The organism is Nostoc sp. DSM 114159, from assembly GCF_053470285.1.
In genome coordinates this window covers 25,659-38,669 of sequence record NZ_JBPFEH010000001.1, presented here as the reverse complement: position 1 = coordinate 38,669, position 13,011 = coordinate 25,659, and the positions used below count along the sequence as shown (strand labels likewise).

10 protein-coding genes are annotated in these 13,011 nt (G+C 43.0%); 4 read left to right on the top strand and 6 right to left on the bottom strand.

Annotation, left to right across the window (positions count from 1 at the left end; all coding sequences use genetic code 11):
- Window positions 1-264 precede the first annotated feature (264 nt).
- Window positions 265-861, top strand: coding sequence for a Uma2 family endonuclease (locus ACR5KR_RS00145; RefSeq protein ID WP_448264999.1), 597 nt, complete (start codon window positions 265-267; stop codon window positions 859-861).
- A gap of 76 nt (window positions 862-937) precedes the next feature.
- Here the strand turns inward: ACR5KR_RS00145 and ACR5KR_RS00140 are convergent, their stop codons facing one another.
- The 6 genes from ACR5KR_RS00140 to ACR5KR_RS00115 all read right to left on the bottom strand — a co-directional run bounded on the left by ACR5KR_RS00140 (window position 938) and on the right by ACR5KR_RS00115 (window position 9,194).
- The gene (locus ACR5KR_RS00140) at window positions 938-2,440 is read right to left on the bottom strand and encodes an HlyD family efflux transporter periplasmic adaptor subunit (RefSeq protein ID WP_448264998.1); all 1,503 of its coding nucleotides are present in this window, start codon (window positions 2,438-2,440) and stop codon (window positions 938-940) included.
- A 93-nt stretch (window positions 2,441-2,533) separates the two neighbouring features.
- On the bottom strand, window positions 2,534-2,866 hold the full coding sequence (locus ACR5KR_RS00135; protein WP_448264997.1) for a hypothetical protein: 333 nt from the start codon (window positions 2,864-2,866) through the stop codon (window positions 2,534-2,536).
- A gap of 98 nt (window positions 2,867-2,964) precedes the next feature.
- Entirely contained in the window at window positions 2,965-5,907 is a 2,943-nt protein-coding gene (locus ACR5KR_RS00130) for a peptidase domain-containing ABC transporter (RefSeq protein WP_448264996.1), read from the bottom strand.
- A gap of 26 nt (window positions 5,908-5,933) precedes the next feature.
- A complete protein-coding gene (locus ACR5KR_RS00125; RefSeq protein ID WP_448264995.1) occupies window positions 5,934-6,758 on the bottom strand; it encodes a peptidylprolyl isomerase in 825 nt (274 codons plus the stop codon).
- A 149-nt stretch (window positions 6,759-6,907) separates the two neighbouring features.
- Window positions 6,908-7,645 (bottom strand): PPC domain-containing protein, encoded by a 738-nt coding sequence (locus ACR5KR_RS00120; RefSeq protein WP_445628301.1) that lies wholly within the window; start codon window positions 7,643-7,645, stop codon window positions 6,908-6,910.
- A 790-nt stretch (window positions 7,646-8,435) separates the two neighbouring features.
- Window positions 8,436-9,194: a PPC domain-containing protein gene (locus ACR5KR_RS00115; RefSeq protein WP_445628302.1), complete on the bottom strand. Its 759-nt coding sequence runs from the start codon at window positions 9,192-9,194 to the stop codon at window positions 8,436-8,438.
- Window positions 9,195-9,825: 631 nt separating this feature from the next.
- Between ACR5KR_RS00115 and ACR5KR_RS00110 the strand changes: the two genes are divergently transcribed.
- The 3 genes from ACR5KR_RS00110 to ACR5KR_RS00100 all read left to right on the top strand — a co-directional run bounded on the left by ACR5KR_RS00110 (window position 9,826) and on the right by ACR5KR_RS00100 (window position 12,822).
- The gene (locus ACR5KR_RS00110) at window positions 9,826-10,047 is read left to right on the top strand and encodes an SDR family NAD(P)-dependent oxidoreductase (RefSeq protein WP_445628303.1); all 222 of its coding nucleotides are present in this window, start codon (window positions 9,826-9,828) and stop codon (window positions 10,045-10,047) included.
- 722 nt (window positions 10,048-10,769) lie between these two features.
- Window positions 10,770-11,645 (top strand): SDR family oxidoreductase, encoded by an 876-nt coding sequence (locus ACR5KR_RS00105; protein ID WP_448264994.1) that lies wholly within the window; start codon window positions 10,770-10,772, stop codon window positions 11,643-11,645.
- A gap of 136 nt (window positions 11,646-11,781) precedes the next feature.
- Window positions 11,782-12,822: an SDR family oxidoreductase gene (locus tag ACR5KR_RS00100; RefSeq protein WP_445628305.1), complete on the top strand. Its 1,041-nt coding sequence runs from the start codon at window positions 11,782-11,784 to the stop codon at window positions 12,820-12,822.
- Window positions 12,823-13,011 lie beyond the last annotated feature (189 nt).

The following is a 13,011-nucleotide window of genomic DNA, read 5'->3' as shown; positions in this document are numbered from 1 at the left end:
ACACTACCAAACTTAACTAGCGATTCTGAGCTTTCCTATCCTATCCCCTTAATGCAGGTAAAATAATGAAGCGATCGCCCTCCAAACCTGATTATTTCTAATCTAGTTTACCCTTTACCCCTTACCCTTTACCCTGGCGATCGCCCTCCAAACCTGATTATTTCTAATCTGGTTTACCCCTTACCCTTTACCCCTTACCCCTTACCCTGGCGATCGCCCTCCAAACCTGATTATTTCTAATCTGGAAACCAACTGGAGACTCAAATGACCACAGCAACGATAGTAACACCACCAAAGGAATTACCCCTTCTGTTTGAGGGAATGACTTGGAGAGAGTTTAAAGCAGTTGAGCAATTGTTAGACCGTCCAGGATATCGACTCTCTTTTCTGGATGGAGTTCTGGAGATCCGACGAATGCCTGGAGAACCCCACGAAACTGTTAAAGAAAGGATCGGTGCTTTGTTGGAGCTTTACCTGCTTATGGCAGGGTTCGACTTTACTCCAACTGGCTCAATGACTCTGGAAAGTGAAACAGTCGCCGTCAAGCGGGAGGCGGATAAATCTTATAAACTTGCTCCTGGTCGGATGCTACCCGATCTGGCGATCGAGGTGGTGTTTTCCAGTGGCGGCATCAACAAACTGGATGCATACAAACGGTTGAAAATCAAGGAAGTGTGGTTTTGGGAAGATGGTGTCCTAGAAGTCTATCACCTGCGGGGAGAAGGCAATACACTTCACTATGAAAAAGTTTCTAATAGTGAAGAGGTCAAAGGAATCGATCTGGATTTGTTGTTACGTTGCATGAATATGGTGAATCACGTCGAGGCGATCGTGACTTTTCAACAGGCACTCCAGAAATAGGCGATCGCACATACTTATGGGATATTTATGAGATGCTGGGTTTCACGCTTGAAAACTGCTGTGAAAACCCTTTTGTTCAGCGCAGAGATTTTAAGCTTTCAGTCTTTTGTACTAAGAAATCAGTGAAGATGCTCATAATTGTGCGCTGACGTAATTTCACATTCGCATTAATGGACATCCCTGATTGCAAGGGAATTTGACGTTGATTAATTAGTAACTTCTGCCCATGTAGGCGGACTTTTGCGGAAAAACGCCAGAAATTATAAACTTGGTCTGGAGGTAAGGCATCAGAGCCAATCTCAATTAGTTCGCCTTTGATATCACCATACTCTTGGAAGGGAAAGGAATCAATTCTCACATCCACTTGTTGTCCTTCTTTGACAAAGCCGATGTCGCGGTTGGTAATGTAGATGTTAGCAACCAAGTTATCACTAGGAACGAGTTTTAAAAGCGGTTCGCTGGAATTAACTACAAATCCTGCTGTTTTGGCTTTGAGTTCAAAGACGGTTCCATCTACGGGTGCGGTAATTTTCTGATATTTCAGAGTTTGTTCTGCCTGAGTTAACTTACTATCAATCTCTCCAATCTGACTATTAATTTCATAGAGGCGTTTTTGATTATCTACAATTACCTTGGTTAATTGGCTGTCAATTTCGGCAATGTTTTTGTCATTATCTGTAATTTTGGCTAGTAAATCTTCTTGAGACACAGCCGCAGTGTTGCGAAATTTTTGATTTGATTGGGCGATCGCTAATTGTAATCGCTGCTGTTCCCGATTCAGTCGGATCACTTCTGCTTGTTTGCTGCTGACATCCTGCTGCTGTTTCAAATATTGCACCTGGGAAATCGCTCCCTGCTGCGCTAGAGGTTCAAACTTACGGAGAATTTGTTGATTAATTGTCAGCAACTCTTTAGCGCTAGTTAATTCCGCTTGAGTTTGGAAAAATTGCTGTTGTGTCTGTCCCGTTTCTAAATTAGCTGTGGCTAAACGCGATTCCAATTCTATTTGGCGATTTCGCAAGCGTAACTGTTGCTCTCTTGTGAGACTATTTCCAGCAGTCGCACCATTTAATTGTGTCCGGTACAACTGGTTTTCGGCAATTATCGCGGCTCGGCTTTTGGTTAAAAAGGCTAATTCTGGTTTAATTTTCAACAGAGCAGTTTGCTGTGCTACTTCCTGTAATGATATGTTCCCTTGCATCTGGCGGCGATAAAAGTCATTTTCTTGCTCTAGCGCCTGTTTCGCCAGCAATTGAGCCGCCCGACTTTGCTTTAATGAAGTTAACTCCGCTTCCGAAGAAGTTTTTTCTAGGGTAACGAGTGTTTCACCTTTTTTGACTCGCTGACCATCTTTGACTAGAATCTCATTGACAACACCATGAATCGGAGCCTGAATTTCTTTGACTGCACCCTGTGGTTCTAGCTTGCCAGTAGCATGAATTGATTCATCAATTTGGAAGACTGAGGCCCAGATTACGGTGAAGGTGCTAACTCCAACAATAGTCCAAGCGATCGCTCTTGACCAAGTAGGTGTTTGTTGTAAAAGTACTGGCTGGTCGAATTTATATTGAATATTCATAATAAATGGGGAATGGGGAATAGGGCATTGGGGAGTGGGGAGTGTTGAGAGACGCGATGAATCACGTCTGTACAAGAGTTAGAAGTGCTAAGGTTAAAGTTCCAAGTTTAAAGGCTCAATGTTCCAGCAAAAAGGTGCAACTTCCGAGTTCAAAGGCACAACGTTCCAGTAAAAAGGTGCAACTTCCGAGTTCAAAGGCGCAACGTTCCAGCAAAAAGGTGCAACTTCCGAGTTCAAAGGCGCAACGTTCCAGTAAAAAGGTGCAACGTTCCAGCAAAAAGGTGCAACTTCCGAGTTCAAAGGCTCAACGTTCCAGTAAAAAGGTGCAACTTCCGAGTTCAAAGGCGCAACGTTCCAGTAAAAAGGTGCAACTTCCGAGTTCAAAGGCGCAACGTTCCAGTAAAAAGGTGCAACTTCCGAGTTCAAAGGCTGAAGTATCGAGTTTTAAGCTTGAAGTTTCATTATTTAAAGTTGAAGCGATAGTATTTACTGCTGACAAATGACAAATGACAAATAACAAATGACTAAACTTTCGCTTCCTGTTGCTGATACAGACAGTAGTAATAACCTTTGAGCGCCATTAATTCTTCATGAGTTCCCTGTTCTACCACAGCACCTCTATCCATCATCAGAATAATATCGGCATTGCGGATTGTGCTGAGGCGGTGAGTAATGAAAAACACTGTTTTATCTTGGAAAGCTGTTGCCAAGTTACGGCAAACTTGGGCTTCGGCATTGTAATCTAAGGCGCTGGTAGCTTCATCAAGAATCAGCAATTGCGGATTTTGCAGGACAGTCCGAGCGATCGCTACTCGTTGGCGTTGTCCTCCAGACAGTCCCGAACCTCGTTCGCCGACACGGGTGTTATAACCACTGGGCAAAGACATAATAAAGTCATGGGCATAAGCTACCTTGGCGGCGGTAATAATTTCTTCATCGCTAGCATCAGGATATCCCAAGGCAATGTTTTCGCGGATGGTGCCATCAAACAATAGGGTATCTTGTAACACCATACCAATCTGACGACGTAAAGAATAAAGTTCTACTTTGCTGATATCATAGTCATCAATCAAGATTTTGCCGGATTTGGGTTCGTAAAGTCTGGGTAATAATTTTAGCAGTGTGCTTTTACCAGACCCGCTTTGACCAACAATTCCCACAAAGGAGCCAGCAGGAAAGTTTAAGTTAATATTGCATAGTTGCAATGGCCCGTGTTCTGAGAAACTGAAGCTGAGATTTTCAAAGCGGACACTACCTTGAACACTGGGCATTAGGATATTTTGACAGTTACCGATTTCTACTTCTTGGGGAGTATCTAAAATATCAGCAAGGCGTTGCAGAGATAAAGCGGTTTCTTGGAAGTTCTGCCAAAGTTGCATTAGGCGTAACAAGGGACTGGTGACATAACCAGCCAGGATACGGAAAGCGATGAGTTGTCCCAAGGTTAGATGCTGATTGAGAACGAGAAAAGCTCCCACCCACAGCACTAACATACTGGAAAACTTGTTGAGAAAACTGCTAACAGAACCGGCAGTAGTTTGAGTAGAGACTGTTTTGAAACCTGCGCTGATGTAACGAGCATAGCGTTCTTGCCATTGCCAACGCGATCGCATTTCTAAATTTTGCGCCTTGACTGTCTGCATTCCCCCCATCACTTCCACTAAATAAGATTGCGTTTCGGCATTGCACTCAGCTTTTTCTTGCAATTGTCGTCGCATCACAGGTGATACCATCAAGTTGAGCAAGCCAAACAACGGTACTGTTGCCAAAGCAACTAAGGTCAACACTGGGCTGTAAATCGCCATCACTAAAATGTAGACCACTGAAAATACAGCATCCATCACCACAGTTAAAGCTGTACCAGTTAAGAAAGAGCGGATGTTTTCCAGTTCGTGAATTCGCGTTGCCAATTCCCCAACCGGGCGGCGTTCAAAATAAGATAATGGCAGACGCAATAGGTGATTAATCACCTCAGAACCAAGGGCGAGGTCAATTCGGTTAGTAGTATCTGTAAATAAATGAGTGCGGATACTGGTGAGTACTGCTTCGATAACTGCTACTACTAGCAAAAAGATGCCAAAAACTTCCAGGGTATCGGGACTATTGCCAACCAATACTTTATCAATAATCACTTGTGTGGCAAGGGGATTTACCAGTCCAAACAGTTGGATAACAATGGAAGCGATTAGTACTTCAATTAATACTTTACGATAGCGCCGCAGCGAAGGTACAAACCAACTCAAACTAAACCGCGCCTTGGGAGTATTTTTGGTGGTTTGCAGTAGCAGGACTTCTCCTTCAGTCCCCCAGTTTTCCGCAAAGTCTCGTAATTTGTAGCGTAGTAGTCCCATCTCTGGAACGGCAATGAGTAATTCTCGATCGCTATTTTTGTAAATAATTGCAAAACTATCTTGCCAAGAAATCATTACTGGTAGTTGCAAGCGTCCGACTGCGGTAGCAGGAACTTTTACCATCTGTGTTGTCAACCCCATCAACTCAGCAGCAGCAGCGCAAAATTGCAGAGATATAACGCCTTTCTGTTCGTGCTGCTTGGTCAACACCCGTTGTAATGTATCTCTGCGCCAAGAGATGTTAAAGTATTGGCTCAACATCTGGAAGCAAGCTAGTGTTGCATCCAGCGGCCCTCTACCTTTGATATAAGGAAACTTCTTTTGTTTACCTTTAGCTGCTGGTGCTTCTGTGACAGTAATTTCTGAGGCGTAGGGAATCTCTGCGGGTAAGAGTGTTTTTGGTGTAGGAGATGCGAGATTTTCTCTAAATATTGATTTGGGCAATCCCACCAAACGCATATTTGTATTAAATTTCAGCTTGGGATTGAGTTCATCCAACTCTAAGCGACTCCCCACAGGGAACTCAGCATCAAAATTACTACTGACTAACCACAAAAATTCTGAATCTAACTGCTGGCGGAATTTGCGTGCAGCAATTGTTTGGATAATCGCAACTTCAGTTGCAGCTTGGGCAAGTTTAACTAAATTCCTGCTACCATCTGCGCGACGGCTGAGTTCTTCGGTAAGCAGTTCATGCACTTCTAAGAGAGTAATCTCATTTTGCAAGGCGTGGACAAAAGGCTGTTCCTGTTTGAGTAAAGTTAGAAAACCAGCAATAGGTAGATTAATCGCGATAACTTCAGTAGAAGCGATCGCAGTTTCACAAGCAATACCCCGTACATGACTTACCCAACCCAAAACCTCTCCTGGAGAGAGTAACTTCAGTGTCGCCGGATTTTGTCCTTGGGAATTGCAGGTTAATAAACGCGCTTGCCCTTGGTAGATAATGCTAATCCAATTGGGCATAGCTTCCCTGGTTACTATTACCTGCCCGATGCGATAACGACAAAATTGCACCTTGTCGAGCAAATTTTCTAAAACATTTGGTGGCAGATAATTGAAAGGAAATAAATCGGCAATATATTCTTGAATATCAACGGTTGTATTTGTCATCATCTTGCACCCTATTTTAATAATTTTTCCTAATTTGCATTCTTAATTTTGAATTTTGAATTTTGAATTGGTATGATTCCCATCCAGGCTTTTTCTTCTGGTGATAGTTGACTTAGTTGCTGTTGAAACCAAGCTTCAAAATTCTCTTGCAGCAATCGTTGGCGCATAAAATCGTCCAACTGGGCACTTATAAACTTTTCCACGCGTATAATTATCCATGAGTCTCCAAAGGGTACGGGTGGTTGAATTATACCTACTTGACTTGTGCAAAGTAACTGAGCAAAATTGGGAGCGATCGTACCAAGTTCTACTGGACCGATGATGCCATTTGTATCAGCTTCCGGCCCTTGAGAATATTCACGAGCTAGTTCCGAAAATGATTGTTCTCCTTCTGTAATTCGGAAGAATAGCTCGTTAGCAGTTCCTCTACTATTAGTCCGAATTAAAGAATAAATGACTCGATCGAAATGTCTTTTGTATTTGAGAAAGTAAGATTCTAGTTGATGTCCCCAAGTTATTTGCTTGAACTTTTCGACTCTCAGCTTGCGGGTGGCGAAAAGTTCTAATTGTTCTTGAGTTAAACCATAACGCAAACACCAATCTTGGATTTTTTCTTCGCTGTTTAAATCCCAATGCTGATAAAATTGCTCTAGAGCCTGAGATGTTTCGGCTGGTGTGCAGGTAATTGGTGCGTTGGCGTAGCCCGTCGTAGATATCGCTAATTCAATAATGCTCTGAGATAACAATTGCGGAATTAGATTGTAACTTGCTAAAAAGGGAATAATTTCTGGCGGTAAGAGGGCGCTGCCGCTACGCCCATCGTAGACATCGCCTAGTTGTAATGTTTTATTCATAATATTTATGCAAATATTTAAGCCATGCAGAGATAAATTGAGAAATGCAAGCGGTATTCAGGTATAGATTTGTACCGCTTGCATCATTTGCATACTCTTGAAAGCATTGTATGGCAATGGTTTCAATTACCACTCATTAATGCCTAAACTTAAGCAAAGGTAGTAGTGAAATGGTCAAAAGTCAAGTTGAAGCTAGTATTGCCACTAAATTGATTGACCTGCAAGAAGTAGTTACCAGATGAAGTAATATTAGAGATTACATCCGACGTAGTACCACCCCTAGTAGAGCTTGCAACTACCTCATTTGCATCAACAATGCGATTGTTGTTAAAGTCTTGAATCAGTCTGATGTCAGCATCACTTGTGAGTCCACTCAATGTAATGTTGACACCCTCAAACGATCCTAGAGAGAATTGGTAAACATCTGCTGTGTCAAAGTCGCTTACAGAACCAAATTGATTAACATCAGCTGACAAGTTGCCAAGTTCAACCTCTTTAGGCAGAAGATTGCTCAAATCGCTTGTCGAGTTGGGTGTAGTCGCAGACACGGCAAAATCATAACTTATAGTTCCTGAACTAGCAGCACCGCGAATGACTTGGGCAAAATAAGTCCCTGTATTTTCCTGATTATTGATAGATTCATCTCTATTAGAAGACCTAGTGGACAAATCAACTGGTTGATCATTAGCATCAAAAATCCCGTTACCATTGTCTCGAAAAAGTAACAGTTCGGGATCGCCAACACTGATATCTGTCACAGTCAGATTGATGTTTTTGGTACTGCCGAGTCGAAACTGAAAGACATCAGTAGGATCGGATGTAGTTAAAGTTAAGTTGTTTCTAACAACAGGAGTAGTGCCTATTGTACCAAGATTGGAAAGTGCCATTTTTTTGTCCTTTAAGTGCTGATTGTGATTTTGTCAAATTCAGGTAAGTTGTGGTTTGCACAGATGTAAACTTTCTATTGGAAGTTACATTTACTGGAATTTGGTCGCTTAGAGTTTGATGAAAATAAATAAAATTTATTATTTTCAATAGAGCATTAGCTGTTTGGTTTTGTGCTTGCCGTGTTGAAAACCTGTTGTTTAACCATGAATCTAAATTAAACTGTTTCTTTAATAAACACAGCATGAAAAAGACTTATATAGTTAGGTGTTTGAAAGTAAATTCCAAGTGCTTTATATTGTTTAGTCATAAAAAGTCTTATGACTCACCATTGGCGTAATTAAAAATGAGTCTGATGAAATAAGAGATGTGTGAAGAAGTAGGCGAAAGCTTGTATCAAGCGATGCTAGCACCACAAGCCTTGTTGTAATTAAGACAAAAAGCCTCTAATCGCTCAGAGGCTGCTTATACTTAACTGGATGTTTCTGGTAGTCTTTAAGCGATCGCTAATTTATGAGTTTTCACTCCTCATTTGTTACACTTCACTTCATCAACCGAACCGACGATAGAACCCCACAGACATACATCTGTGCTTAAATCCCTTCCCCGATTGAAGCTTAAAAAATCTTTAACATCAATTTTGTTGAAATATTTGATTGATGCAGCTATAATTTATGCAATGAAGCGGTAAAGTTAAGGTATAAATTTGTACCGCTTGCATCATTTGCATACTCTTGAAAGCATTGCCGTACAATGCTTTCAAGCACTACTTACCACTGCTAATGCCTAAACTTAAGCAGGGACAGAGAACTGGCTAAAAGACACATTGTAGTTAGTGTTGCCAGTGAATTCAGTTACCTGCAAGAAATAGTCACCACGTACAGTAATGTTGGAAATCAGTTCTGAAGTAATACCTCCATTATTAGAACTGGCAATTACTTCGCCTGCATCGACGATGCGATTGTTGTTAGAGTCTTGAATCAGCCGGATATCAGCATCGCTGCTTAATCCTTCCAATCTGATGTCGACTTTCTCACGAAATCCCAAAGAGAAGCTGTAAACATCAGTAGTGTTCTGATTATTGACGTTACCTGTACGAGTGGTATTACCTGACAAGTGACCAAGTACAAATTCTTTAGGAAGAAGGTTGCTAGAACTAGCTGAAATCGGAAAAGTTCCAGCAGGTTCAGTTGCAGACAAGGCTAAATCGTAACTGACATTTCCTGAACTACCTGGAGCAAAGCGAGATACTTCCGCAAAAAAAGTACCTGAGCTAGTTTTAAAGTTAATCGCCTCATCTTGGTTGCTTCCGTGATTGGAAACAAGTCCAACTTTTCGGTCTAAGTCGTCTAGTACGCCGTTATTGTTCGCATCTCGAAACAGCCTGATGTCAGCATCATCGCCAGCGCTAATATCTGTCAGAGAAAGGTTGATATTTTTGCCACTGGTGATTTGGAATTTAAAGACATCTGTAGGATCGGATGTAGTTAAATCAAAGTTATTCTTAACAACAGGTGTGCTACCGAGTGTACCAAGATTGAAAAGTGCCATTTTTTTTGTCCTTTAGATGTTGATTGTAATGCGGTCAAGTTCGTTCAGATTCAGTTATGGTTTGCACAGATGTAAATCTTCGATTTAAATCGATATTTACTGGAATTTAGTGGCTTAGAGTTTGATGAAAATAAAGATTATTTATTATTTTCAATAGAGTCTTAGCTGTTTGGTTGTGTGCTTGCTGTGTTCAGAACTTGTTGTTTAACCATGAATCTAAATTAAACTGTTTTTTCAATAAGCACAGCATGAAAAAGACTTCTATAGTTAGGTGTTTGTGAAAGTAAATTCCCAGTGCTTTGTATTATTTAGTCATAAAAAGTCTTATGACTCACCATTGGCGTAATCGAGAATGAGTTCGATCAAATAATAGATGTGTGAAGAATTAGGCGAAAGCTTGTATCAAGGCGATAGTAGGACTACAAGCCTTGTTGTCATTAGACCTCTTGGTATTTGTGCTTTTTGCAAGAGGGGGAAAAGGGACTCATGTTAAAGGGGAAAGGGGCAATACAGAGCCTTTTCCCCCGCCCCTTATCCCCAGAGGGGACCCCACCTTCCCCCTTCTCCTTTTCCCGACAAATGCCAAGAAGGCTATTGATACAAAAAGCCTCTGATAACTCAGAGGCTTCTTATGATTAACCGTAAAACTGTACTAATTACAGGTGGTTCGCGGGGGCTAGGGCTAGTTATGGCACCCCATTTGATTCAAGCAGGAGCGCGTTTGGCGATTTGCGCCCGCGATCTGCAAGAATTGGAGCGATCGCCTACTGAACTAGAACAACGAGGTGGAGAGATTCTGGCTGTACCTTGTGATGAAATAAGGATAATCAGGTGTTTTGCATGGCAGGGGTAGACGCTATCTGTGCAGTGGTTATCTACAAGCTACATGACTAGCGATCGCTAAAGCCCACATAAGTGGATCGGCGTAAATAATTATTGTTGGGCTAAGGCAGGGGGCAGGGGGAGAAAGAGTCTGAGCCTTATTTACTTTTTTTGACACAGTTTGGTTTTATTGCACCGACTTACTTATCTTTAGTTAACAATATATCTAATCTTAAAATCTCAATCCAAATAGTTAATTTGAATCGTAGTTCCAGAAGAACTAAATTACTTACAAATGCAATTCAAAATCCAAAAAAACTTTAAAAAACAGCTTTTGAAGAAATAGCCACAACAGTTTACAGAGTAAATAGTAAAAATTTATAGTATCGATAGATTTAAAATTTGTTATACCATTTATTCTTTTTTATCCTATATCTAAAGGTGGAAAAGCCGATTGAATATTACTAAGCATTAATCTAATTTGCTTGCTTGAAGATAACCTTCAATTTATTTAAATATAAGATTTGTGTTTTTAAACACACAATCACTCAGAATTAATCTCAGCCTACAGGTAGAAGTTCGGTTAAGTAATATACAGTTACTTGGTAACTATCAAGAACAAAGAATCAAACAACAAAAGGATAATCACTACAGCAGATGCTGCATTAGGCGCTTGAACAAAAGCAGTCTTACTTTATTTAGCTTTTTAATTTAGTTTTTTACTTCAAACCCAGCTAGTAGAAAGGAGAGTTAATGATTTCACAGAACCTACAAGAACAACCAAAGCCGCCGTTTCCTGAACAACAGCAAGATGTGCCAGGACTAGAGTCACAGATGAACCCGAAGCCAGATTATGGCGAAAATTCTTATTCTGGTTCTGGAAAACTGCAAGGGAAAGCGGCTATTATCACGGGTGGCGATTCTGGCATCGGGCGGGCAGTCGCGCTTGCCTTCGCCCGCGAAGGTGCTGATGTGCTAATTGCTTATTTAAACGAAGAACCGGATGCAGAAGAAACCGTTCGCATCGTCGAAAAAGAGGGGCGTAAGTGCATCGCTGTTGCAGGTGATATCCAGGAAGAAGCGCAATGTCAACAGATTATTGAACGGGCGCAAAGTGAGTTCGGCAAAATCGATATCCTCGTTAACAATGCCGCTTTCCAGATGACGCGAGAAAGCCTTGATGAGATTTCGTCAGAGGAGTTCGATCGCACTTTCAAAACCAACATCTACGCGATGTTCTACCTGTGCAAAGCCGCAGTGCCGCATATGCAGCCAGGTAGCGCCATCATCAATACTGCCTCCATCAATGCAGCTGAACCGAAGCCGAAGCTACTGGCGTATTCGGCGACCAAAGGAGCGATCGTCAACTTCACTGGTGGGTTGGCGCAGTTACTAGCCGAAAAGGGCATCCGAGTTAACGCTGTCGCGCCAGGCCCAGTGTGGACACCGTTAATCCCGGCAACCATGCCAAACGAACAGGTGACACAGTTCGGGCAGGAGTACCCAATGAAGCGCCCCGCACAGCCAGCCGAGCTTGCACCAGTATACGTGCTGCTAGCTTCTTCCGAAGCCAGTTATGTTTCAGGTGCGGTGATTCCCGTTACTGGCGGTCAGCCCGTTCTTCCATAGCACTTTGCTTTGATGCCAATTTCTATCAGTCTCATTGCAGATGCTTTGGCTAAACCTGCCCTGGCATTTGCGGATTTGGCGAGAACCTGCTTTCAAATCAATTCAGTGGGGCGAAATTCAAGTCAAGAAACTCAGTATGCAACAAAAAAATATCTTCAAAAAAGCCTCACGTCGTCAAGTTCTCGGCGGCCTATCTATTGGCGTTGTCGCAGCGCAAACGGTACCAGTCTTCGCACAACAAACATCTACCCCAGCAAATCAAAAAGTGACACCCAACCAGGAAACACCCAACCAGTCTGTCAAGCAGAACCCAGTTAAGCAATATCCGAGTCCGCCTTTTTCGCAACAACCGCAGGAGCCACCTGGTCTTGCCAGCAAAATGATTCCGCGACCCGATCACGGTGAGACAAGTTATCAGGGTTCTGGACGGCTAGTAGGACGCAAGGCGCTGGTGACAGGCGGCGATTCCGGTATTGGTCGGGCAGCTGCGATCGCCTTTGCGCGTGAAGGTGCTGATGTTGCGATCAACTATCTGCCGGTCGAGGAGCCAGATGCCCGCGAGGTAATTCAACTGATTCGATCGGCAGGACGCAAGGCGGTGGCGATTCCCGGCGATATTCGCAACGAAAACTTCTGCAATCAACTCGTCGAATCCGCCGTGCGCGAACTCGGCGGACTCGACATTCTGGTTAACAATGCTGGTAGACAACAATCTGTTGACTCGATTCTCGATCTCACAACCGAACAGTTCGACTCAACGTTCAAGACGAACGTCTACGCGATGTTTTGGCTTACTAAAGCTGCTGTGCCGCACCTCAGTCCCGGTGCAAGCATTATCAATACTTCCTCAGTCCAAGCCTATGACCCTAGCGAGAACCTGCTCGACTATTCCCAAACTAAGTCGGCGATTGTCGCCTTTACCAAGTCACTGGCAAAGCAGCTTGCGAAAAAGGGTATCCGTGTGAATGCGATCGCGCCTGGGCCTTACTGGACACCGCTCCAGGTTAGCGGCGGTCAACCGCAGAGTAAAATCGAAAAGTTCGGCAGTGACTCACCGATGGGACGTCCCGGACAGCCTGCGGAGCTTGCCCCTATTTACGTGCTGCTTGCCTCACAAGAGTCGAGCTATGCTACTGGGCAAGTGTTGGGCGCATCGGGTGGAAGCGGAAATCCTTAATGCCCAACCAGCAATGCAGCAAGCTAGATGAACTGGTATCCGCTCAAATTAACTACCGATCGTTCTATCGGGCTGGCTACGGTATGCATGAGCGGGGAACTCACCAAGGCTGGATTCGATCGGGCAGCCTCTACGTGAAGGCACAGAAGCATCCTGTTACCACAACTATTATTGTTGCTGGTCTTGGTA

Bases quoted from the DNA above. Each gene is read 5' to 3' on its own strand.
- ACR5KR_RS00145 (WP_448264999.1), top strand. From the start codon at position 265: ATGACCACAGCAACGATAGTAACACCACCAAAGGAATTACCCCTTCTG.
- ACR5KR_RS00140 (WP_448264998.1), bottom strand. From the start codon at position 2,440: ATGAATATTCAATATAAATTCGACCAGCCAGTACTTTTACAACAAACA.
- ACR5KR_RS00130 (WP_448264996.1), bottom strand. From the start codon at position 5,907: ATGATGACAAATACAACCGTTGATATTCAAGAATATATTGCCGATTTA.
- ACR5KR_RS00125 (WP_448264995.1), bottom strand. From the start codon at position 6,758: ATGAATAAAACATTACAACTAGGCGATGTCTACGATGGGCGTAGCGGC.
- ACR5KR_RS00120 (WP_445628301.1), bottom strand. From the start codon at position 7,645: ATGGCACTTTCCAATCTTGGTACAATAGGCACTACTCCTGTTGTTAGA.
- ACR5KR_RS00115 (WP_445628302.1), bottom strand. From the start codon at position 9,194: ATGGCACTTTTCAATCTTGGTACACTCGGTAGCACACCTGTTGTTAAG.
- ACR5KR_RS00110 (WP_445628303.1), top strand. From the start codon at position 9,826: ATGATTAACCGTAAAACTGTACTAATTACAGGTGGTTCGCGGGGGCTA.
- ACR5KR_RS00105 (WP_448264994.1), top strand. From the start codon at position 10,770: ATGATTTCACAGAACCTACAAGAACAACCAAAGCCGCCGTTTCCTGAA.
- ACR5KR_RS00100 (WP_445628305.1), top strand. From the start codon at position 11,782: ATGCAACAAAAAAATATCTTCAAAAAAGCCTCACGTCGTCAAGTTCTC.